Genomic DNA, 21,626 nt, shown 5'->3' on the forward strand with positions numbered 1-21,626 from the left:
CGGTCCTCCCGGCGGACAAGAAAACTGTCACCCATGCAATCAGTCCATTCTGTTACCTATCTATCCGGTTCGGACATAGTTCCTTCTCCCCGTCACTATACGGGGAGAAGGTGGCGGCAGCCGGATGAGGGCGGCGCCGACGTTTGGCGATGATGTCCGGCATGTGCTGTTGCTCTGGCAAGAACCTCGCAACCTCAGCGCCGCCCCTCATTGTCCTGCCGGACATTTCTCCCCGTAGAGTGACGGGGAGAAAGGGCTGTGTCGTCGGCTTCGCCAAACAAAAAGGCGGCGCCAGTTTCCTGACGCCGCCCTGATATGTCCTGGCCGAAGCCGGCTTTAAGCCGCCGGCTGTGCCTCGATCGTGCGCAGCGCCTGCATCTGGCGCTTGGCGGCGGCCTTGACGGCATCCTGCACCTTCTCGAAGGCGCGCACCTCGATCTGGCGAACGCGCTCGCGGCTGATGTCGAACTCGGCCGACAGCTCTTCCAGGGTCAGCGGCTCCTCGGCGAGGCGACGCGCCTCGAAGATGCGCCGCTCGCGGTCGTTGAGCACGGCCAGAGCGCCCGACAGCATGCCGCGCCGGTTTTCCAGTTCGTCCTGCTCGATCAGCATCTCTTCCTGGCTTTCGTGGTCGTCGACCAGCCAGTCCTGCCATTCGCCGGACTCGCCTTCCGTCGCCCGGATCGGCGCGTTGAGCGAGGCGTCGCCGGACAGGCGGCGGTTCATCGACACCACTTCGGCCTCGGAAACGTTCAGCCGCGTGGCGATCTCGGCGATCTGGTCGGGCTTCAAGTCGCCGTCGTCCAGCGCCTGGATCTTGCCCTTCACCTTGCGGAGATTGAAGAACAGACGCTTCTGGTTGGCGGTCGTGCCCATCTTGACCAGGCTCCACGAGCGCAGGATGTATTCCTGGATCGAGGCCTTGATCCACCACATGGCGTAGGTGGCGAGGCGGAAGCCACGCTCGGGTTCGAATTTCTTGACGGCCTGCATCAGGCCGACATTGCCTTCCGAAATCACCTCGCCGATCGGCAGGCCGTAGCCGCGATAGCCCATGGCGATTTTGGCGACGAGCCGCAAATGGCTGGTGACGAGCTTGTGCGCGGCCGTAGTGTCTTCATGCTCGGCATAACGCTTGGCGAGCATGTACTCTTCCTGCGGCTGAAGCATGGGAAAGCGGCGGATTTCTTCCAGATAGCGGCTGAGGCCGCCTTCGCCGGAAACGATACTGGGTAATGACTGGGCCATGATAGCGCCCCCTCTCTATTGGAGTGATGCCCCCGAAACGCGGCGGGCATGTGACGCGAGCACCAACAGGCTCGCTCGCGACATCAGAACTTATACAGGAACAAAACCAGAAAAGACAGGCATTTGTTCAACACGAAACAGTGTGTCACGTTGAAGTGAACAATGCCACTCAGGTTTTTTGATGGCAGGTTCAGAGTTTGCGGAAGCCGCCGACGAGTTCCTCCATGTCCCCCGGTATCGGCGCCTCGAACCTCATCGTTAGATGGGTAGTCGGGTGCCGAAATGCAAGGAGCCAGGCGTGCAAAGCTTGCCGGGAAAATGCCTTGACCTGGCTTTTCAGGGGGTCGGGCAGCCTGTTTGCCTTGGTGCGGAAGGCCTGGCCGTAATCCGGGTCGCCGACGACGGGATGGCCGATATGGGCCATGTGGACGCGGATCTGGTGGGTGCGGCCGGTTTCGAGCCGGCATTCGACCAGGCTTGCGGTGGCGAACTCCCGCTGGTCTTCGCCGAAACGTTCCTGCACGGCAAAGCGGGTGACCGCGTGGCGTGCGTCGTCGCGGCCTTCCGGCACGACGGCGCGGCGGATACGGTCGGCGGCGCGGCCAAGCGGCGCATCGATCGTTCCGGTCGGTCTCTGCGGTATGCCCCAGACCAGCGCCAGGTAGGCGCGTTCGAGGTCTCCGGTCAGGCCGTGGTCGGCGAAGGCCTCCGACAGCGCCTTGTGGGCGCGGTCGGTCTTGGCGACCACCATGACGCCGCTGGTCTCCTTGTCGAGGCGATGGACGATCCCCGGCCGGCGCACCCCGCCGATCCCGGACAGGCTGTCGCCGCAATGGTGGATCAGCGCATTGACCAGCGTGCCGGTCCAATTGCCGGCGCCAGGGTGCACAACAAGCCCCGCCGGCTTGTTGATGACGATCAGTTCGTCGTCCTCGTAGAGCACGTCGAGCGCAATGTTCTCGCCCTGGGGCTGCGCCGGCTCCGGTTCCGGCATGACGACCGACACGCTTTCGCCGGCGTTCATCTTGCGCTTGGTTTCGTCGACCCGCTTGCCGTCGATGACGACGGCGCCCTGCCTGATCAGCATCTGCACGCGACTGCGCGACATGTCCGGACCAAGGGCTGCTGCCAGCCACTGGTCGAGGCGTTGGCCGGCCGCGTCCGCGCCCGTGACCAGCACGGTGGGCGCGGCCTCTGTCAACAGGTCCTCTATCAATTCGGGGACCTCTTCGCTATGAGCGCTCATCGAAAAACCATTCCGGAATATTTGCCATGGCCCGGCCCGATGCCGATGAAGAGCAGGAAAAGCCGCTCGATCCCGAGGTCGACAGACTGCGCGGCAAGCTCATCCGCTTCATGGTCATCAATCTCGGCCTTTTGTTTGTCGCTCTTATGGTGGTGATCGGCGCCATTGTCTACAAAGCCCGCAAGGCGCCGTCGGTGACACCGCCGCTGGCCGGCGACATCCAGACTCCGGCGGGCGAACCGGCCAGCGGCGATATCGTGCTGCCGGTTGGCGCCAGGGTGATTAGCCAGTCGCTGTCGGGCGATCGTCTCTCGATCGATGCCGAGCTTGCCGACGGCAGCCGCGCCATCTTCCTTTACGATCTCGCCGACCGCCGCCTGATCGGCCAGTTCGCGATCCGCAACAAATAGGCGGGCGGCGATGCAGCAAACAAGTTTGCCGCTGACATGACCGGCTTCACCGGACATCGCCGTGTCGCCACCGTTGCGCTGGTCGTCGCCGACTACGACGACGCGATCTCCTGGTATGTCGGGCGGCTGGGCTTTGCGCTGCTCGAGGATGTCGATCTCGGTGGCGGCAAGCGCTGGGTAACGGTGGCGCCGGCAAACGGGCAGGGTGCCAGGCTGCTGCTTGCCGAGGCGTCCGACGACGCGCAGAGGAAAAGCATCGGCAACCAGACCGGCGGCCGGGTCTTCCTGTTCCTCGAAACCGACGACTTTGCCCGCGACCACGCAATGATGCTGGAGAAGGGTGTCGAATTCCGCGAGGCACCGCGTTTCGAGCCCTATGGCACCGTGGCGGTTTTCGCCGACCTCCATGGCAATCTGTGGGACCTGATCGAGCCGAAACGGCAGGGCTGATCAGAGCGGTTCGGCAAAGTCCACGAAGTCTAGAAAGCCCAGTTGCTTTTTGCCGGCCGCCAGCCTATATCGCCCCTTCTTGAGTGCGCCCATCGTCTAGCGGTCAGGACACCGCCCTCTCACGGCGGGAACAGGGGTTCGATTCCCCTTGGGCGTACCAGACAACGACGGTCGTTGATCTCCAGGCAGTTGAACTCCTTCGGGCCAGTGCTTGCATGGGCTTGCCTCGGGACCGCGCAACGCCTGCGAGAGCCCTGACGTTCTGTTCTCGAATCTACCCAATTTAAGTCAGGCTGCGGCGCTTGAAAGCTCTGCGATCTCTGGTACTTGCGCTGTGGGGATAGCTTCCGCAGCGACGCGGATTTTGGGTCGGGTACAGTCTGGAATGACCGTTTTGAAGGTGACATGCACGCACTGCCATGGCGGCGGTAAAGTTTTCGATTGCTCCAGATGGCGTGCGTCGAGAGGATATTGCTGCCCGCAAGGGACGCATCAAGGTGGTTGCCCCGGAAAGACCCTGGCGTGCCCGGAATGTGCCGGCGTTGGGACGATGCGGGAAGCCGAGTTCAGGGCTGTCGCCTAGGCCCGTCCGGTCGCAAAAGATGATGGCCTTCACGGCTATCCGCCCGACGCGATGGAACAGCAGGCACGTTAAGGTTTCGTTTACCAATAAGCTGTCTACTGGAGGCAATTCGCTTTCGACCCGCGACCACGGATGTACTGGCGCATGATCGAGGCGGAAAGGAAAGGTCGGCGCAATGCCGGCCTTTTTGTTTTTCGGGATATGGCTCAGCCAGGCGCCAGGGCGGCTTTGCCGTCGGCCCATTCGAACAACTTTTCGGCAAGGGATATTGCCATTGCCCATGCCGGCTCTACCATCGATCCCAGCGGTCCGCACGGGTTGCCGCGCTGTTCGTGACGATGAGGTTTGCGATGAAACGCGTTGCCAAACTGATGATTGCGGCTGTGATGTTGGCAGGTTTCGTGTGCACATCGGCTGCCGCAACGCTCAACACCATGGCTGATGTCGGGGCAGCGATCCAGTCGTGCTGGACACCACCTGCCGGTGCCGGAGATTCCTCCGTGACGCTGAGCTTCAGTTTCAAGCGCGACGGGACCTTGATCGGTCCGCCGCGGGCGACCGCCGCCAAGGTGGCGGGCGACGAAAAGGCGCGCAGGTCGTTCATCGATGCGGCCGTTGCCGCCGTCACCAGTTGCACGCCGCTGAGTTTATCGCCGAAGCTGTCTCAAGGAATTGCCGGCAACGTGTTCACGCAGCAATTCGTTTCGCCCAAACCGTAGCGGTATGCCCAAAACGCCTGCACGGAGTACCGGCAGCTCGGGTGAACTGGAGAACCGGTCGGCCGTCTTCCTCCTGATCGCCGCCGGTCAATGGCTGAGCCGCCGTACCGCGGCATGCCGTGCCAGATCCGGCGCCTCGAAGACATAGTCGCTCCAGGCCGATTCCGGGATCTGCCCGGCCAGATAGCACTCCAGCAACAGGCTTTGCTCGGGATTGAGCGGCCGTGGCGCCCGCTCGTGATCCAGCCCTAGAGAGTGAAAAAGGTTTTTTTGTCAGTTCCGATACCGTGAAGTGGATCGACATCTGCGTTCTCCTCTGCCCTTCAACGCTGCAGGCCGGGCAAAGGTTTCAAGCCCGGACGGGTAAGGCAGGATTGTCGCATGGCCCGATGCGTCGGCCTTGGCCTGCGGGCCTATCTCCGTTGTTTTCCGGGTCGTCTCAATCTTGAAATAAAAATGTAATATCGAATTTACAGGCGGGACTATATTACACTAGATAGAAGTCTTTTCCGGCCAATAGTCTTAAAATATTAGGTATCGCTCATTTAGTGGTATTTTCCCAAGTCGAAAGAGCGTGGTTCCGGACTACCGGCAACAAGGATCATGGCGTTCAGATGACCCGTTTCTATGTCTTCATGATGATCGCGCTGGCGATGGTGGCTGCCTCTGCGTTCGGCACGACCTCTTCCTATGCGGACAGTTGCGGTGCGATCAAAAGCCAATTGCTCTCCGCGGGCCGCGGAGGAGGCGTCAGTCCGGCACAGGCTCAGCTTCGCCGCCAGCTTGCTGCAATCCAGGGCCTGGAGAGGCAACGCAAATGCACGGCGCAAAGCGCGGCGGGCGGCTTCTTCAACGCTTGCGCCGACCTGGCTCGAAACCGGACAGAGGTGCAACGCCAGATCGCGGCCGCGTCCAATTCCGGGCGGGACAATTCTGGCCTGCAGGCGCGGTTCGCGGCGCTCGGCTGTTCATCGCAGGCCAAGCAGGAGCGCCCGGCATCGAAGACTCAATCGGCGGCCGGGGCAATTTCGGGCGGCAATGCGATGCTGTTTTGTGTCCGCCTGTCGGATGGATATTTCTTCCCCGCGCCGAAGTCGCAATTCGCCGGCAGCGGCGATCTGAAGGAAATGGCCGATCAATGCCGGTACATCTGCGACGATCCGGCGGTCGATCTCTACACGCTGAGCGATATCAGCCAGGAAACCGACAGCATGGTGTCGCTCGATACGCGCAAGCCGTATACCGAACTGCCGACCGCTTTCCGCTACCGTGACGACGCCGATTTCAAGGCCTGCGAGGTCAAGCGTTATTACCAGCGGGTTGCGGAACTGAGGGCGAGGACGGTGACGCCGACGAACATGACCAACGCCATCATCCCCTTGCCTCAGCCCAAGCCGGACCTCGGCGACGTCGCGGCAATCCCAAAATCGGATACCGAGGTTTCTGGTGCCGCCCAGCTGCAGGCGATCGAGGCCGACAAGCGAACGGTCCGCGTTGTCGGTCCAGCCTTCTTTCCGGCTGAATGATGGCAAGCGTTTTCGAGCGGCGTCTCGATGAAACCTGCCGCCCGCCTGCTGGAACCACGATCCAACCGGAACAGGGGCGTGCTGCCAACGTTTTGGTCGACATCAGGCAGGAGAAACGCCATGGCCACGTTCAGGGAAATGAGGGTTCTGGAGATCGTCGAAGACAGCACGCTGACGTCCGATCAGAAAATCGCCGAATTGCGCAAGATCGAATCCGAGGCGCGCGGGCTGCAGCGGGCGGCGTCGGAGAGCCCGATGGGCGGCGATGACGGCTGGCAGGACGATCTGCGCCAGGTCCGGCTGGCGCTCGACAAGCTCGGGGCAAAGGAACCGAGAAAAGGCGCGGCGTCGCTTTAGGGACAGGCCTGTGCCAGAAGCTTGTGGCGGGGCCTGGAGAGCAACTCCGGCGAGAGGCGTGTAACTCTAATCGCAGACCATGCGAACCCTTTGGCCGGGCGCGCTCACATTCCTGCATGCCAATTGTTTCTCGGGCGCCGACGGCGGTGCCGAGGGCTGTGATACCCTGGTTCGATATCGCCTGTGTACGGCAGGCTTCCCGGCCTTGCGCTCGGATACTTGTCCAGGTGGCTGCGGCGGCCCGGGAAAGGCACCGTTGTCGATCTGAGGCTGGTAGTCGACATTGGGCGGCGGCCGGTCCCAGAAGCGCCTGGCGTCGAGCGGCCGCGGGATAATCACCGTGCCGTCATAGCTGCGCGAACAACCGCTGCCGAAAAGCAACGCCACGCCCAGCAAAAAAGGCCCGATCCGTCCAGACATAAGCAACACCCCTGGCCTGCTTATAGCGCGGCCTTGCTCCATGCGACAACCGGGCGGAATAACGCAGGAGGAATAGGTCGGTTGCGTCATTAAGGTTAGCGGATCGTTAATGCTTCTGCGGCACATTCCGCCGACGAACCGCGGAGGGAGGGTTCGGCCTTGATTTTCGGGGTGGGGACAGCATGGCGGAAGCGGACGAAGCAATCGGCGCGCGCGGCAAGCGCGGGCCCGGCAAGGCAGCCGTGCACGGCGGCGATGGATCGTCCCGTGAGGACATCGATGCGTTTCGCCAGCTCGTTGAAGCGGGCTCGGACTGGATTTGGGAAACCGATGCAGAATTGCGCTTTTCCTGGCTTTCACAAGGTTACCAGGCGGCGACGGGTATTGATCCCGCTGCCGTGCTTGGCCGGTTCCGTTTCGATTTTCTCAGCCAGGTCCTGAAGGGCAACCGCGATGCGTCGGCGCATCTGGAGGATCTGCAGGCACGCCGGCCGTTCCGCGACTTCGTCTACGAGCTGAAGGGTGGTCGTGCCGACTGCCGCTGGGTGCTAACGTCGGGTTTCCCACGGTTCGACGATGGAGGAAAATTCGCCGGCTATCGCGGCATCGGTCGCAACGTCACGGCACTGGCCAGCGCCTTCGAGGGCATGGAGCCAAGGCAGGGACCGGCGGCGGGGGGCGAGCCCGCCCAGCATCTTGCCGATCTCGAGCGGACGATGGATGCCATGCATATGGGCGTCGTGTTGCTCGATGCTCGCCTCGACACATTGATCGTCAACAAGGCCTATCGCGACCTTTCCAGGATCCCGGACGGCACCGTCAGCGTCGGCGCTCCGTTCAGCCTGTTGATGGAACTCAACCGCCGCAACGGCATCTATGGTGACATCGAGGAAGAGCAATGGCAGCGCTACCTCGCCACGCGCATCGAGGAGATTCGTGGCGGTTCCGTCGCGCCTCGGGAGTTCGTCCACGCCGATGGGCGGACCATGATGTTCTCCGTCACGCCTCTTTCGGAAGGCAAACGCCTGCTGACCTACTATGAGGTCACCGAGGTCAAGCGCCGGGACGCCGAGATCGAGAATGCCAATGCCAAGATCGCCGAGACTTTCGCGGATCTGCGCACCATGGTCGACCAGATGCCGATCGGCGTCCTTGTCGTCGATGCCGACATGCGCACCGAAATCATCAACCGTGCCTTTTACGATTTCTGGCAGATCGATCCCCGACGCGCCGAGATCGGGTGCAGCTTCCGCGACCTTATGGAAGCCAGCCGCGACATCGACCCGTATGGTTCCGAAGACGCGGCATGGCAGCGGCACATTGCCGAGCGCGAGGCCGAAATCAGAGCCGGCAGGGCCGGATCGCGGCAATTCCCGCGCAATGACGGCCGGACGCTGATCTCGTCGATGGCGCCGCTGGGCGCCGGCAAGCGCCTCATCTCCTATGTCGATGTCACCGACATGAAGGACCGCGAGGCCGAACTCGCCGAGGCGTTGGAAAAGGCGCGGCTGGCGGAGGCGGTGATCAACGGCGTCAAGGATCCGATCTTCGTCAAGGACGACAATCTGCGCTTCGTCTTCGTCAACGAAGCGTTCGCGTCGTTGTTCGGCCAGACCCCGCGAGCCATGCTTGGCAAGGCGGGCGGCGATTTTCTCGGGCCGGCCGAAGTCGCGCTGTTTGAAAGCAGCGAACGCGACGTGCTGGCCAGCGGGCGGCAGTACGAAGTGGAAGAAAGCTTCGAGGCGGACGGCGCCAACCGTTCGCGTGTCGTCAGGAAGAACCGCATCGGCATGGCGAGCGGCCGCAATTATGTAGCCGGCTTCCTGTTCGACATTTCCGACATGAAGCGGCGCGAGATCGAGGCGCAGGACGCACGCAAGCATCTCGCCAGCGTGCTGGAATCGCTGCCGGCCGCCGTGATCATCTACGACCGTGACGACAATTTCGTCTTCGCCAACCACAAGCTGCAGGACACGCTGCCGGCGTTGAAGCCGGCATGGCAGCCCGGCCGCACCTTCCGCGACGCGCTCGCGCTCGGTCATTCGGCCGGCTATTTCCGCTCGAGCGGCGATCCGCGGGTCGACGCGCTCTATGACACCGATCGCGATGCCTGGCTGGATGGCATTCTCGCCCGCTATCGCCTGCCCAATTCATCCTATGAGCGCCTCAATGCCGACGGCCGCTGGTATCAGGTCTACGACATGCGCACCGATGACGGCACGTTCATCGGCGTGCGTGTCGACATCACCCAGATCAAGAGCCGCGAGGCGGCGCTTCGCGACTCGATGCGCCAGATCGATCTCTTCCGGCACGTCATGGACGAACTGCCGGTGGCCGCCTTCATCAAGGCGCAGGATCTGAGCATCGAGTTCGTCAACAAGGCCTGGTGCGCGCTGACCGGCCTCGCCAAGGACGATGTCATCGGCCGGACCGATCGCCAGCTGTTCAGCGACGAGGAAGCGGAGGGCTTCAGCCAGGACGACACCGATGTCGTGGTGAACGGCAATGTGCGCGAGGTCGAGGAGCCGGTCACCCATCGCGACGGAACGGTGCGGCAGTTGATGACGCGCAAGAGCCGCCTCGTGGCGACGGACGGATCGGTGCACCTGGTCGGCTCCAGCACCGACATCACCGACGTCAAGGCGCGCGAGCGGGCGCTTGAAGACAGCATGCGCGAGAACGAGGTGTTCCGCAGCCTGATCGACAACGTGCCGGTGTCGATCTACGCCAAGCGCTCCGATCTCAGACAGTTCTACGTCAACAAGGGCTGGTGCGATCTCACCGGTTTCAGCAAGCAGGAGGCGATCGGCAAGACCGACGTCGAGATTTTCGGGCCGGATGGCGAGGCCTTCGTGGCCAGCGATCTCGCCGTGTTGCGGACCGGCGAGACCCAGGAGATCGAGGAAACGGTGAGCCTGCCCGACGGCAGCGTCAGGCATCAGTTCGCCCGCAAGGGCGCAATGATCGCCTCCGACGGTTCCCTCTACCTGATCGGTTCGACCACCGACATCACCGAACTGAAGCAGCGCGAGGCTGAACTCAGCGAGGCGCGCCAGCGCGCCGTGCTCGCTGACCGCGCCAAGTCGGAATTCCTCGCCAATATGAGCCACGAAATCCGCACGCCGATGAACGGCGTGCTGGGGATGGCCGAGCTGCTCGCCAAATCCAATCTCGATCCGAAGCAGAAGACGTTCACCGACATCATCGTCAAATCGGGCAACGCGCTGCTCACCATCATCAACGACATCCTGGATTTCTCCAAGATCGATGCCGGCCAGTTGGTGCTGGACCCGGCGCCTTTCAATCTCGCCGAGGCGATCGAGGACGTGGCGACGCTGGTGTCGACACGGGCCAAGGAAAAGGATCTCGAACTCATCGTGCGCATCGAGCCGCGGCTCGAAAGCCTGTTCATCGGCGATGTCGGCCGTATCCGGCAGATCGTCACCAACCTGCTCGGCAATGCGGTGAAGTTCACCGATGAAGGCCACGTGCTGGTCGATGTGACCGGCGAACGGGTTCCGACGGGAACCAGGCTGACGATCTCGGTCACCGATACCGGCATCGGCATCCCCGAGGAAAAACTGAAACTGGTGTTCGAGAAATTCAGCCAGGTCGACACGTCGTCGACAAGGCGCCACGAGGGCACGGGGCTTGGCCTTGCCATCACGTCGCGGCTGGTCGACCTGATGGGCGGCGACATCGGCGTCGAGAGCGCCGAAGGCAAGGGGTCGACCTTCTGGTTCACGGTGACGCTGCCGGGGGCCGGGCAGCAGAACGGGCAACGCATCACGCCGGTGGACGTGACCGGCGCACGCGTGCTGATCGTCGACGACAATGCCGTTAACCGGGCCATCCTGACCGAGCAGATGACCTCGTGGACGTTCGATTCCTGCGCGGCCGAAAGCGGCGCCGAAGGCCTCAAGGTGCTGATCGCCGCGGCAGCCTATGGCGTGCCGGTCGACTGTGTCGTGCTCGATTACCAGATGCCCGGGATGAGCGGCGCCGAAATGGCGCGCATCGTGCGCAACACCGAGGGCCTCGCCGACACGCCGATCATCATGCTGACCTCGGTCGACCAGTCGCTTGCCAACACCAGCTACCGCGATCTCGGCATCGACGCCCAGCTGATCAAGCCGGCCCGTTCTTCGGTGCTCCTGGAGACGCTGGTCGCGACCATTCAGCGCCATCGCCACACCACGGGCGGCCAGGCCGTTCGGCAGCCGGCGGGCGAGACGATCGAGGCTTCCCGGCCGCCGCCTCTGGCGTTGTCCGAGCAGCGCGCGCAATTGCAGCCGCCGCCGGTTCGGCCCAGGCTGCCCGCCATTGGCGGCGACGGGCACAGGCTGGATATACTGGTGGCCGAGGACAATGAGGTGAACCAGATGGTCTTCACCCAGATTCTCGGTGAGACCGGCTATGGTTTCGAGATCGTCGGCAATGGCCGCAAGGCGCTGGACGCCTTCGGCAAGCTCAATCCGTGCATGATCCTGATGGATGTCTCGATGCCGGAGATGAGCGGTCTCGAAGCGACGGCCGCGATCCGCCGGCTGGAGCAGGAGACGGGCACGCATGTGCCGATCGTCGGGGTCACCGCGCATGCGCTCAAGGGCGATCGCGAACGCTGCCTGGAGGCAGGCATGGACGACTATCTGCCCAAGCCGATCAGCCCAAGGGCCCTGCTCGAGAAGGTCGAGCGCTGGGTCGGCGCCGGCCGCGAGGCCCATCGCAACGCGGGATAGCACCCGCGTCGCTCGGATTGCCGGGTTCACGAGGCAAATCCAGGGAATCAGCGGGGATGTGCCGCTACCGCCGCGTGCAATGACTATGGTGCGATCGCGCCATATCAAAGACAGTGACCAGCCGGGACAATGGCGAAATCGAATCCGCTCTTCTCGGTTACGGGCGGGAGCAGCGACCGCCAGCAAGAAACAGCGTCACTCTACCCCAACGGACCTGTTTTTGGCGATGGCCCGGCCATGATACGCTCTGGCTTGGAGCAACGCGCTCCCGTCCGGATTTTCTTCACTTTGGCAAGTCCCGTCGAATCGCGGGCGCTGCCTAACCTCGGACGGGCTCAAGCCCCTGATTCCGGCGGTAAACTCGGCTCGCTCGGCGAACGTCTGGCATCATCGCCTTTCCCGGTGCCGGCGACGCGTTACCGGGCTGACACGAAACTGTCATGCGACTGTTATAATCGAAGGCTATTGGCCTCAGCGGGCGCCGGAGGAAATGGCGCCGAGAGACCATCTTCCGAACAGGAGCAGGCCACATGAGACATTTCATCCGCTCGGCGGCCGTTGCGATTGCAATGGCTGCGGCGTCCACCCTCACCCTTTCCGCGGCAATGGCAGCTGACCTTTCCGGCGCCGGCTCGACCTTCATCTATCCGGTGTTCGCCAAATGGGCCGACACCTACAAGAAGGACACCGGCATCGGCCTCAACTATCAGTCGATCGGCTCCGGCGGCGGCATCAAGCAGGTCATCGCCAAGACCGTGACCTTCGGCGCCACCGACAAGCCGATGTCCGACGCCGATCTGGAAAAGAACGGCCTCGTGCAGTTCCCGATGGTGATGGGCGGCATCGTGCCGATCGTCAACCTTTCCGGCGTCAAGCCGGGCGAACTCGTCCTCGACGGCAAGACGATTGCCCAGATCTATCTCGGCGCCATCACCACCTGGGATGATGCCGCGATCAAGGCGCTGAACCCCGACCTCAAGCTGCCGTCGACCGCGATCGCCGTCGTGCATCGTTCGGACGGCTCGGGCACCACCTTCAACTTCACCGACTATCTGGTGAAGCTCTCGCCGGACTGGAAGGAAAAGGTTGGTTCGGACACCGCCGTCGAATGGCCCACGGGCGTCGGCGCCAAGGGTTCGGAAGGCGTTGCCAACACCGTCAAGCAGACGGACGGCGGTATCGGCTATGTCGAGTACGCCTATGCCAAGCAGAACAATCTCTCCTACTCCAAGATGCTGAATGCCGCCGGCAAGGTCGTCGAGCCGTCGCTCGAATCCTTCGGCGCCGCAGCTTCGAACGCCGACTTCAAGACTGCCAAGAACTTCAACGTCATCATCACCAACGAACCCGGCGACGCCACCTGGCCGATCGCCGCTTCGACCTGGGTCCTGATTCACAAGGCTCCGGATGATGCCGCTGCCACCGGCGAAGCGCTGAAGTTCTTTGCCTGGGCCTACAAGGACGGCAAGGAAACCGCCAAGGCGCTCGACTACGTGTCTATCCCCGACAGCGTCGTCGACTTGATCAAGGCTTCGTGGAAGGCCGACATCCAGGCCGATGGCAAGCCCGTCTACGCCGGCGAGTAATATTCTCGAAGGAGCGCCGCATCACAGCGGCGCTCCTTTCTCATCAACCTGAAAGAGCCGAGCTTGATATGAGCGCTGTCCAGGAAGCCTTGCCAGCCGTTAAAGGATCGCGCGACGCAACCGTTCGACGGTTCGCGTTGACCGATTCGATCTTCCATGGAATGACCCGCGCCGCCGCGATATTGGTGCTGGTCCTGCTCGGCGGTGTTGCGATCTCGCTGTTTGCCGGTTCCTGGCAAGCGCTGTCGACCTTCGGCTTCTCCTTCCTGACCACCGAAAGCTGGAACCCGGTGACGGAGAAATTCGGCGCACTGGCGCCGATCTACGGCACCATCATCACCTCCGCGATCGCCATCCTGATCGCCGTGCCGCTCGGCATCGGCATCGCCATTTTCCTCACTGAGCTTTGCCCGCGCCCGCTGCGGCGCCCCATCGGCATGGCGGTGGAATTGCTGGCCGGCATCCCTTCCATCATCTATGGTATCTGGGGCCTGTTCGTGCTGGCACCGTTCCTGCAGACGACGGTGCAGCCTTTCATCATCGCCGTGTTCCATGGTGTCCCGGGCCTCAGCAGCCTGTTCGCCGGCCCCCCCTACGGTATCGGGCTGCTGACCTCGGCGATGATCCTGGCCATCATGATCCTGCCTTTCATCACCTCGATCACCAAGGACGTCTTCGATACGGTGCCGTCGGTGCTGAAGGAATCGGCTTACGGGATCGGCTGCACGACCTGGGAGGTCACGCGGCGCGTCGTCATTCCTTACACGCGCATCGGCATCATGGGCGGCGTCATGCTCGCTCTTGGCCGCGCACTCGGTGAAACGATGGCGGTGACCTTCGTCATCGGCAACGCGCACCGGATCAGCACCTCCCTGTTCGCGCCGGCAACGACGATCTCGGCGACCATCGCCAACGAATTCACCGAAGCCGTCGGCGATCTCTACACCTCCTCGCTGGTCGCGCTCGGCCTGATCCTGTTCGTCATCACCTTCATCCTCCTTGCCATCGCTCGCTACATGCTGATGCGCATAGACGCCCGCACCGGAGCCTGACCGATGTCGACAGCCGCATCGCTTCACCAGAGCCGCAAACGCAGAAATGGCGTGATGATGACGCTGTGCGTCATCGCCGCCGGCATCGGCCTTGCCTGGCTGGCGCTCATCCTTGGCGCTCTGCTCTACAAGGGCCTCTCGGGCGTCAATCTTGCGGTCTTCACGGAAATGACGCCGCCGCCCGGCGACGCCGGCGGCCTGCTCAACGCCATCTACGGCAGTGTGGTGATGACCATCATCGGCATCATCGTCGGCACGCCGATCGGTGTGCTGGCCGGCACCTACATGGCCGAATATGGCCGCTTTTCGAAGCTAACCACCGTGGTGCGCTTCATCAATGACATCCTTCTGTCTGCGCCGTCGATCATCATCGGCCTATTCGTCTACGAACTGATGGTGCGGCCGATGGGGCATTTCTCGGCGATCGCCGGCGCCGTAGCGCTTGCCATCCTGGTCATCCCGGTTGTGGTGCGCACCACGGAGGACATGCTCAACCTGGTGCCCAACGCCTTGCGCGAAGCCGGCACCGCGATCGGGGCGCCGCGCTGGGTGGTCATCCGCTCGGTTGCCTATCGCGCCGCGATGTCGGGTATCGTCACCGGCATATTGCTGGCCATCGCCCGCATCTCCGGCGAGACAGCGCCGCTCTTGTTCACCGCGCTCAACAACCAGTTCTGGTCGAGCAATCTCAACGCGCCGATGGCCAGCCTGCCTGTCACCATCTTCCAGTTCGCTCTCAGCCCCTATGAGGAATGGCAGCAACTGGCCTGGACCGGTGCACTCATCATCACATTGACGGTTCTCGCGCTCAGCATCTTTGCGCGCAGCCTGACCGGACGCAGAGAGGACAAATGAGCCAGATGTTGTCTCCAGACATGACGATCGCCACAGAGGCAGCCGCCAAATCCAAGATCGAGGTCAAGAACCTCAATTTCTACTACGGCCAGTCGAAGGCCCTGAAGGATATCACCTTGTCGCTGCCCGAGCGCAGCGTCACCGCCTTCATCGGCCCTTCGGGTTGCGGAAAGTCGACGCTGCTGCGCGTCTTCAACCGCATCTACGAGCTCTATCCCAAGCAGACCGCAGAGGGCCAGGTGCTGCTCGATGGCCAGAACGTTCTTGACCGCTCGCAGGACCTCAACCTGCTGCGCACCAAGATCGGCATGGTGTTCCAGAAGCCGACGCCGTTCCCCATGTCGATCTATGAGAACATCGCTTTCGGCGTCAGGCTCTATGAGAAGATCAGCAAGGCCGAGATGGATGGCCGTGTCGAGCAGGCGCTGAAGCGTGCGGCATTGTGGACCGAGGTCAAGGACAAGCTCAACGCCAGCGGCCTCAGCCTTTCCGGTGGCCAGCAGCAGCGGCTTTGCATCGCCCGCACCGTGGCAGTGAAGCCGGAAGTCATTCTGCTCGACGAGCCGGCCTCGGCGCTCGATCCGCTGTCGACCGCCAAGATCGAGGAGCTGATCGACGAATTGCAAGCCGACTACACGATCGTCATCGTCACCCACAACATGCAGCAGGCGGCGCGCGTGTCGAAGCAGACGGCGTTCATGTATCTGGGCGAGCTGATCGAGTTCGACAAAACCGAGAAGATCTTCACGTCGCCCCGCGAGAAGCGCACCCAGGACTACATCACCGGCCGCTTCGGCTGATCGCACGCATACGAGGACCAGGATCATGGCCGAACACACGGTTGCAGCCTTCGACGAAGATCTCGGACAGATCAGCAGGCTGATCAGCGACATGGGCGACCTCGCCGGCTCGATGGTCGGCGGCGCCACCAAGGCGCTGCTGAACTCCGACAACGCTCTTGCCCAGCGCGTCGTCTCCGACGATGCCATCATGGATGCGCGCCAGCGCGAACTCGACGACCGCGCCATAACGCTGATCGCCAAGCGGCAGCCGATGGCCGACGATCTGCGTCATGTCGTCGGTTCGATCCGCATGGCCGGCGACCTTGAACGCATCGGCGACCTTGCCAAGAACATCGCCAAGCGCGTCGGCACTGTCGGTCTCAGCGCCACGCCGCGCGACCTTTCGCATTCCATCGACGCCATGGCGCAACTGGTGCTGATCCAGGTGCATGGCGTGGTCGAGGAATATGCGGCCGGCGATGCGTCGGCACTGGCCAAACTCAGGAATGACGACGAGCGCATCGACGTCAAATACACCTCGGTGTTCCGCGAACTGCTGACGTACATGATGGAAGATCCGCGCAACATCACCGCCTGCACGCATCTGTTGTTCTGCGCCAAGAATCTCGAGCGCATCGGCGACCACGTGACCAACATCGCTGAAAATGCATACTATGTGCTGACCGGCACGCAGCTGCCCGCCAATCGCCCTAAGCAGGACGAGACCGCGATGTCGGCGCCGGCGGTATAACAGGGTGACAGGCCGATGATCGCGCCGCGCATCATGGTGGTCGAGGACGAGGAACCGCTTGGCGTGCTCCTCCGCTACAATCTGGAATCGGAAGGTTACCAGGTCGAAGTGGTGACGCGCGGCGATGAAGCCGAAATCCGGCTGCAGGAAAACGTCCCCGATCTCCTGGTGCTCGACTGGATGGTGCCGGCAGTGTCCGGGATCGAACTCTGTCGGCGCCTGCGAATGCGGCCCGAGACCGAGCGGTTGCCGATCATCATGCTGACGGCGCGCGGCGAGGAAAGCGATCGCGTGCGCGGCCTGTCGACGGGTGCCGACGATTATCTGGTCAAGCCGTTCTCGACGCCGGAATTCATGGCCCGCATCAAGGCGCTGCTGCGCCGCGCCAAGCCGGAAGTGCTGTCCAGCGTGCTCAAGGTCGGCGACATCGTGCTCGACCGTGAATCGCACCGGGTTTATCGCAAGAAGAGCGAGATCCGGCTCGGACCGACCGAGTTCCGGCTGCTGGAATTCATGATGCGCCATCCCGGCCGGGTGTTCTCGCGCAGCCAGCTGCTCGACAATGTCTGGGGTGAGACGATCTATATCGACGAGCGCACGGTGGACGTGCATGTCGGCCGGCTGCGCAAGGCGGTCAACAATGGCCGCATGCCCGACGTCATCCGCACCATCCGCGGCGCGGGCTACGCGATCCGCGAGGATTAGGTCTCCGATCCCGGATCGCATCCGTTGGTGAGTAGCTCAAACGGCTTCGGTCAACCTCCAACGTTGATGCAATTCGCGACTTCGGCGCCAGGTCCGCTCAGGCCACGTTCTTCCCTGAACCTGTTTTCGCCTGCACGCCCGGCGCGAAAATCTCCTGGTCGACGAAGGTCAAGGCGCGCATGGCGCAGCCTTCGCGGATGAGCGGCAACTCGTTCGGCTCGGTGTCGAAGGAAATCGATCCCGAATGCTGGCCGCCGGCCGTCTGGGCGATGGCCTCGCGCAAGGCCGGCTCGATCAGGTCGAAGGCGGCGGCGCTGACGCCGACCATGGCGACGGGTGCGGGATCGATCAGGGCGAACAGGCTGCCGAGACCGTATCCCAACGCTTCACCGGCCTTGCGGTAGGCTTCGCGCTCCGGTCCGTCGCTTTCCCGTGCGGCCGCGGCGAGTGTCCGCATCTGCGCGTCGCTGACGTCGGCGACCGGTTCGGTGTCCTCGCCAAGCTGTCTGGCGTTGCGCAGGATGGCATAGTTGCCGGCATAGGCCTCGACGCAGCCACGCCGGCCGCAGCGGCAGAGCGCGCCGCCCGGGCGATGGATAATGTGGCCGAACTCGCCTCCGGACGAATGGGTGCCGGTGAACAGTTCGCCCTTCAGCACCAGGCCCATGCCGATGCCGTGCGAGAGCAGGATGGCGATGAAGTCGTCGCGGTAGCGTTGGGGGTCGCGCCAGCGCAGCGCCACCGCCATCATGTTGCAGTCGTTCTCCATGGTGGCTGGGATGCCGAATTCGGCTTCGAGTATGTCGGCGAAGGCAATGTCCGTCCGCGGCGTGATCGGCGACCACAGCATGGCACGCGCCTCGGTGTCGGTGATGCCCTGGATCGCCAGCGCGATGCGGGCAACACTGCTGACATCGAGATCGGGGTCCTCGAGGCGGCGCCGCACGATTGCCGTGCATTCGCTGATCAGAGCTTCACGCGATATGGTCAGCGTGTCCAGCCGGCGCTGTTCCTCTGATATCACCTGGCCGGCATAATCGATGACGGCGACGGACAGGAAATTCAGCGACAGCACCACGGTCATCACAGCCGCGGCCTCGGGGTTGAGGCCGAGGCCAACCTGCGGCCGGCCGCGTTTGAGTGAGCCGGCCTCGTTCGGCTTGCCTTCGGTCAGGATACCCTCGCCGATCAGGTCGGCTGATATCGCCGATATGGTCGAGTGGCTGAGGCCGGTGGTGGCGGCGATCTCGGTGCGCGAGGGCTGACCGCCCCGGCGCACGGCTCCTATCACCATTGCGCGGTTGCGCCGGCGCAGATCGTCGTGGCGGATTCCGACCGACATGCTTCCCACATCCTCCCCCGTTGCCGCGGCTCTTGACGCCCCCTCGAACATCGCCGGCAACGGGGTAGAATACTGGCAGATGCATCTGGAGCTGTCATTATTTATTCCGAGACTCGAAAAAAGGGTCTCGGCACCTCAAAATCCATCAGAATCGATGTTGACAGTGTTCCGGCGATGGACCAGTGTTTTTTCGAGGCTCGAAAAAATAGAGCCTTTGTGCCGGCCCTCGGGTCAGTTTGGTCGCGCCAATACGCGGCGCAGGGAGGATATCATGAAGAGATTCACAGCCGCCATCCTGGCGGGTGTCGCCATGTCGCTGACGCTGGCTTCGGTCGCGCAGGCGAAGGACAAGGTCATCGGCGTTTCGTGGTCCAATTTCCAGGAAGAGCGCTGGAAGACCGATGAGGCCGCCATGAAGAAGGCGATCGAGGCCGCGGGCGACAAGTACATTTCCGCCGATGCGCAGTCCAACCCCGGCAAGCAGCTGACCGACGTCGAGAGCCTGATTTCGCAGGGCGCCAATTCGCTGATCATCCTGGCGCAGGATGCCTCGGCGATCGGCCCGGCGGTGCAGAAGGCGCTCGACGAGGGCATTCCGGTCGTCGGCTATGACCGCCTGATCGAGAACAAGGACGTCTTCTACCTGACCTTCGACAACAAGGAAGTCGGCCGCATGCAGGCCCGCGAAGTGTTCAAGGTGAAGCCTGAAGGCAACTACGTCTTCATCAAGGGCTCGGGTGCCGACCCGAATGCCGATTTCCTGTTCTCGGGCTCGATGGAAGTGCTGAAGGAAGCCATCGATTCCGGCAAGATCAAGAATGTCGGCGAAGCCTATACGGACGGCTGGCTGCCCGCCAACGCCCAGAAGAACATGGAACAGTTCCTCACCGCCAACGACAACAAGGTCGACGCGGTGGTCGCGGCCAATGACGGCACCGCCGGCGGCGTCGTCGCCGCGCTGACGGCGCAGGGGCTCGCCGGCACCGTGCCGGTCTCCGGCCAGGACGGCGACCACGCCGCGCTCAACCGCATCGCGCTCGGCACCCAGACCGTGTCGGTGTGGAAGGACGCGCGTGAACTCGGCAAGAACGCCGCCGAGATCGCCTCGCAGCTCGCCGACGGCAAGAAGATGACCGACATCGCCGGCGTGAAGGACTTCACGACGCCTGGCGGCAACACCGTCAAGTCGCTGTTCCTGACCCCGGTCGCCATCACCAAGGACAATCTCAACCTCGTCATCGACGCCGGCTGGATCAAGAAGGACGAAGTCTGCGCGGGCGTCGCAGCCGGCAGCGTCGCGGCCTGCAACTGAGTTTGACCGCTTGAAGAAATGAAGGCGCCGCGGCCCCCAAGCCGCGGCGTTTTCTCAAAAAGATTTGTGTTTCCGCGTCACGCGGATAGCTTCTAGGCTGGGTTCGGCATCCGCGTCAGACGGCCAGCCGGTGGGAGAAAATCATGACCGATACGACGTCCAATCCGCAGGCCGACACCGCGCGCGCCTCGGAACTCGGCGCTGTCGCCCGGTTCCTGAAGGCGACCGAGATCGACACCCGCATGCTCGGCATGATCGGCGCCCTGCTGCTGATCTGGGTCGCGCTGCATGTGATTTCGAGCCTGCGTCTGGGCGTCAATCCGCTCGATTTCGACAGCCGCACCTTTCTCACGCCGCGCAATCTGTGGAACCTGTCGGTGCAGACGTCCGCGGTCGCCATCATGGCCTGCGGCATGGTGCTGGTCATCGTCATGCGCAACATCGACCTGTCCGTCGGTTCCGCCGAAGGGCTGATCGGCATGGTCATGGGCTTTGCGCAGGTGCATTTCCTGGTTCGGTTCGTAGGGCTTGAACTCGGCAATCCATGGATATGGGTCCTGGCCCTGGTCATCGGCCTGGCGCTCGGCCTTCTGATCGGCGCCTTCCAGGGTTTCGTCATCGCCTATCTCGAAGTGCCGGCCTTCATCGTCACGCTGGGTGGCCTGCTGGTCTGGCGCGGGGCCGCCTGGTGGGTCACGTCGGGCCAGACGGTGGCGCCGCTGGACGCCACCTTCCAGCTGATGGGCGGCGGACCGGCCGGATCGATCGGCGCAACCTGGAGCTGGGTCGTGGGCATCGTCGCCTGCCTGGCCGTCGTGTTCGCATTGTTCAACGGGCGGGTGCAGCGCAAGCGCTTCCGCTTCCCGCTGCGGCCGATCTGGGCCGAGACGCTGATGGGCGCCGTCACCTGCGCCGTCATCATGGGCGCCGTCTGGCTGGCCAACTCCTATCCGTGGCCGATCGGCATCGTGAACCGCTACGCAGCCGCCAACAACATCACCGTGCCCGAGGGCGGGCTGTTCATCGCCCACGGCATTGCGATCCCCGTGCTGATGGCGGTCGCCGTCGGCCTGGTCATGACCTTCATCACCAACCGCACCCGTTTTGGCCGTTATGTCTTTGCCATCGGCGGCAATCCGGAAGCGGCCAATCTCGCCGGCATCAACACACGCTGGATCACCATGAAGGTGTTCATGATCATGGGCGTGCTGGCCACGATCGCGGCCGCCATTTCGTCGGCCCGGCAGAACTCCTCCACCAATGTGCTTGGAACATTGGATGAGCTGCTCGTCATTGCCGCCGCCGTCATCGGCGGCACCTCGCTCGCCGGCGGCTCGGGAACGATCATCGGTGCCATGCTCGGCGCATTGCTGATGCAGTCGCTGCAGTCGGGCATGGTGCTGCTCGGCGTCGACTCGCCGCTGCAAAGCATCGTCGTCGGCGCTGTGCTGGTCATCGCGGTGTGGCTCGACACCGTCTATCGCAAGCGGGTTTAGGGTACGATCATGGCTGACAAAACCGCTCCCGCAACTGCCCCCACAAC

Annotated in this window: 18 protein-coding genes, 1 tRNA gene and 1 pseudogene; 15 read left to right on the top strand and 5 right to left on the bottom strand. The window is 63.0% G+C overall.

Going from position 1 to position 21,626, the window contains the following annotated elements:
- Nucleotides 1-336: 336 nt before the first annotated feature.
- On the bottom strand, nt 337-1,248 hold the full coding sequence (gene rpoH / locus LB569_RS31650) for an RNA polymerase sigma factor RpoH (RefSeq protein ID WP_015315375.1): 912 nt from the start codon (nt 1,246-1,248) through the stop codon (nt 337-339).
- A gap of 190 nt (nt 1,249-1,438) precedes the next feature.
- A complete protein-coding gene (locus LB569_RS31655; RefSeq protein ID WP_224695406.1) occupies nt 1,439-2,494 on the bottom strand; it encodes an RluA family pseudouridine synthase in 1,056 nt (351 codons plus the stop codon).
- Nucleotides 2,495-2,520: 26 nt separating this feature from the next.
- Between LB569_RS31655 and LB569_RS31660 the strand changes: the two genes are divergently transcribed.
- From LB569_RS31660 to LB569_RS31670, 3 genes are all read left to right on the top strand, one after another.
- Nucleotides 2,521-2,904, top strand: a complete 384-nt coding sequence (locus LB569_RS31660; RefSeq protein ID WP_224695407.1) for a fimbrial protein — start codon at nt 2,521-2,523, stop codon at nt 2,902-2,904.
- Between the two features lie 36 nt (nt 2,905-2,940).
- Nucleotides 2,941-3,354, top strand: coding sequence for a VOC family protein (locus tag LB569_RS31665; protein WP_224695408.1), 414 nt, complete (start codon nt 2,941-2,943; stop codon nt 3,352-3,354).
- 85 nt (nt 3,355-3,439) lie between these two features.
- A tRNA-Glu gene (locus LB569_RS31670) sits at nt 3,440-3,514 on the top strand.
- A 123-nt stretch (nt 3,515-3,637) separates the two neighbouring features.
- Here LB569_RS31670 and LB569_RS31675 read toward each other — a convergent pair.
- A complete protein-coding gene (locus LB569_RS31675; protein WP_224695409.1) occupies nt 3,638-4,219 on the bottom strand; it encodes a hypothetical protein in 582 nt (193 codons plus the stop codon).
- A 68-nt stretch (nt 4,220-4,287) separates the two neighbouring features.
- Here LB569_RS31675 and LB569_RS31680 point away from each other — a divergent pair, with 68 nt between their 5' ends.
- Nucleotides 4,288-4,656 (top strand): hypothetical protein, encoded by a 369-nt coding sequence (locus LB569_RS31680; protein ID WP_224695410.1) that lies wholly within the window; start codon nt 4,288-4,290, stop codon nt 4,654-4,656.
- Between the two features lie 87 nt (nt 4,657-4,743).
- Here LB569_RS31680 and LB569_RS31685 read toward each other — a convergent pair.
- Nucleotides 4,744-4,960 (bottom strand): annotated as a pseudogene (locus LB569_RS31685) (hypothetical protein).
- A gap of 310 nt (nt 4,961-5,270) precedes the next feature.
- Between LB569_RS31685 and LB569_RS31690 the strand changes: the two are divergent.
- The 9 genes from LB569_RS31690 to phoB all read left to right on the top strand — a co-directional run bounded on the left by LB569_RS31690 (nt 5,271) and on the right by phoB (nt 17,429).
- Nucleotides 5,271-6,182 (top strand): DUF2865 domain-containing protein, encoded by a 912-nt coding sequence (locus tag LB569_RS31690; RefSeq protein ID WP_224695411.1) that lies wholly within the window; start codon nt 5,271-5,273, stop codon nt 6,180-6,182.
- Between the two features lie 120 nt (nt 6,183-6,302).
- Complete coding sequence (locus LB569_RS31695) at nt 6,303-6,539, top strand: hypothetical protein (protein WP_224695412.1); 237 nt, start codon at nt 6,303-6,305, stop codon at nt 6,537-6,539.
- Nucleotides 6,540-7,141: 602 nt separating this feature from the next.
- Nucleotides 7,142-11,698 carry a PAS domain-containing protein gene (locus LB569_RS31700; protein ID WP_224695413.1) on the top strand — a complete coding sequence of 1,519 codons (4,557 nt, stop codon included), beginning with the start codon at nt 7,142-7,144 and terminating at the stop codon, nt 11,696-11,698.
- 530 nt (nt 11,699-12,228) lie between these two features.
- Nucleotides 12,229-13,284: a phosphate ABC transporter substrate-binding protein PstS gene (gene pstS / locus LB569_RS31705; protein WP_140708049.1), complete on the top strand. Its 1,056-nt coding sequence runs from the start codon at nt 12,229-12,231 to the stop codon at nt 13,282-13,284.
- A 68-nt stretch (nt 13,285-13,352) separates the two neighbouring features.
- Nucleotides 13,353-14,336, top strand: a complete 984-nt coding sequence (pstC, locus tag LB569_RS31710; protein ID WP_224695414.1) for a phosphate ABC transporter permease subunit PstC — start codon at nt 13,353-13,355, stop codon at nt 14,334-14,336.
- A 3-nt stretch (nt 14,337-14,339) separates the two neighbouring features.
- On the top strand, nt 14,340-15,191 hold the full coding sequence (pstA, locus tag LB569_RS31715) for a phosphate ABC transporter permease PstA (RefSeq protein ID WP_224695415.1): 852 nt from the start codon (nt 14,340-14,342) through the stop codon (nt 15,189-15,191).
- Complete coding sequence (gene pstB, locus LB569_RS31720; RefSeq protein ID WP_140708055.1) at nt 15,188-15,991, top strand: phosphate ABC transporter ATP-binding protein PstB; 804 nt, start codon at nt 15,188-15,190, stop codon at nt 15,989-15,991. Before pstA ends, pstB begins: the two co-directional genes overlap by 4 nt.
- 25 nt (nt 15,992-16,016) lie before the next feature.
- The gene (gene phoU / locus LB569_RS31725; protein WP_140708057.1) at nt 16,017-16,724 is read left to right on the top strand and encodes a phosphate signaling complex protein PhoU; all 708 of its coding nucleotides are present in this window, start codon (nt 16,017-16,019) and stop codon (nt 16,722-16,724) included.
- A gap of 15 nt (nt 16,725-16,739) precedes the next feature.
- On the top strand, nt 16,740-17,429 hold the full coding sequence (gene phoB, locus LB569_RS31730) for a phosphate regulon transcriptional regulator PhoB (RefSeq protein ID WP_006328038.1): 690 nt from the start codon (nt 16,740-16,742) through the stop codon (nt 17,427-17,429).
- Between the two features lie 97 nt (nt 17,430-17,526).
- Here the strand turns inward: phoB and LB569_RS31735 are convergent, their stop codons facing one another.
- On the bottom strand, nt 17,527-18,771 hold the full coding sequence (locus LB569_RS31735; protein ID WP_224695416.1) for an ROK family protein: 1,245 nt from the start codon (nt 18,769-18,771) through the stop codon (nt 17,527-17,529).
- A gap of 271 nt (nt 18,772-19,042) precedes the next feature.
- Between LB569_RS31735 and xylF the strand changes: the two genes are divergently transcribed.
- Entirely contained in the window at nt 19,043-20,083 is a 1,041-nt protein-coding gene (xylF, locus tag LB569_RS31740; RefSeq protein WP_140708061.1) for a D-xylose ABC transporter substrate-binding protein, read from the top strand.
- 143 nt (nt 20,084-20,226) lie between these two features.
- The gene (locus tag LB569_RS31745) at nt 20,227-21,579 is read left to right on the top strand and encodes a sugar ABC transporter permease (protein ID WP_224695417.1); all 1,353 of its coding nucleotides are present in this window, start codon (nt 20,227-20,229) and stop codon (nt 21,577-21,579) included.
- Nucleotides 21,580-21,626 lie beyond the last annotated feature (47 nt).

The organism is Mesorhizobium sp. BH1-1-4 (assembly GCF_020165665.1).
In the GTDB taxonomy this organism is placed as follows: domain Bacteria; phylum Pseudomonadota; class Alphaproteobacteria; order Rhizobiales; family Rhizobiaceae; genus Mesorhizobium.

Bases quoted from the DNA above. Each gene is read 5' to 3' on its own strand.
- LB569_RS31665 (WP_224695408.1), top strand. From the start codon at position 2,941: ATGACCGGCTTCACCGGACATCGCCGTGTCGCCACCGTTGCGCTGGTC.
- pstC (WP_224695414.1), top strand. From the start codon at position 13,353: ATGAGCGCTGTCCAGGAAGCCTTGCCAGCCGTTAAAGGATCGCGCGAC.
- LB569_RS31660 (WP_224695407.1), top strand. From the start codon at position 2,521: ATGGCCCGGCCCGATGCCGATGAAGAGCAGGAAAAGCCGCTCGATCCC.
- phoB (WP_006328038.1), top strand. From the start codon at position 16,740: ATGATCGCGCCGCGCATCATGGTGGTCGAGGACGAGGAACCGCTTGGC.
- pstS (WP_140708049.1), top strand. From the start codon at position 12,229: ATGAGACATTTCATCCGCTCGGCGGCCGTTGCGATTGCAATGGCTGCG.
- rpoH (WP_015315375.1), bottom strand. From the start codon at position 1,248: ATGGCCCAGTCATTACCCAGTATCGTTTCCGGCGAAGGCGGCCTCAGC.
- LB569_RS31675 (WP_224695409.1), bottom strand. From the start codon at position 4,219: ATGGGCAATGGCAATATCCCTTGCCGAAAAGTTGTTCGAATGGGCCGA.
- phoU (WP_140708057.1), top strand. From the start codon at position 16,017: ATGGCCGAACACACGGTTGCAGCCTTCGACGAAGATCTCGGACAGATC.
- pstB (WP_140708055.1), top strand. From the start codon at position 15,188: ATGAGCCAGATGTTGTCTCCAGACATGACGATCGCCACAGAGGCAGCC.
- LB569_RS31745 (WP_224695417.1), top strand. From the start codon at position 20,227: ATGACCGATACGACGTCCAATCCGCAGGCCGACACCGCGCGCGCCTCG.
- LB569_RS31695 (WP_224695412.1), top strand. From the start codon at position 6,303: ATGGCCACGTTCAGGGAAATGAGGGTTCTGGAGATCGTCGAAGACAGC.
- pstA (WP_224695415.1), top strand. From the start codon at position 14,340: ATGTCGACAGCCGCATCGCTTCACCAGAGCCGCAAACGCAGAAATGGC.
- LB569_RS31735 (WP_224695416.1), bottom strand. From the start codon at position 18,771: ATGTCGGTCGGAATCCGCCACGACGATCTGCGCCGGCGCAACCGCGCA.
- LB569_RS31690 (WP_224695411.1), top strand. From the start codon at position 5,271: ATGACCCGTTTCTATGTCTTCATGATGATCGCGCTGGCGATGGTGGCT.
- LB569_RS31680 (WP_224695410.1), top strand. From the start codon at position 4,288: ATGAAACGCGTTGCCAAACTGATGATTGCGGCTGTGATGTTGGCAGGT.
- xylF (WP_140708061.1), top strand. From the start codon at position 19,043: ATGAAGAGATTCACAGCCGCCATCCTGGCGGGTGTCGCCATGTCGCTG.
- LB569_RS31700 (WP_224695413.1), top strand. From the start codon at position 7,142: ATGGCGGAAGCGGACGAAGCAATCGGCGCGCGCGGCAAGCGCGGGCCC.
- LB569_RS31655 (WP_224695406.1), bottom strand. From the start codon at position 2,494: ATGAGCGCTCATAGCGAAGAGGTCCCCGAATTGATAGAGGACCTGTTG.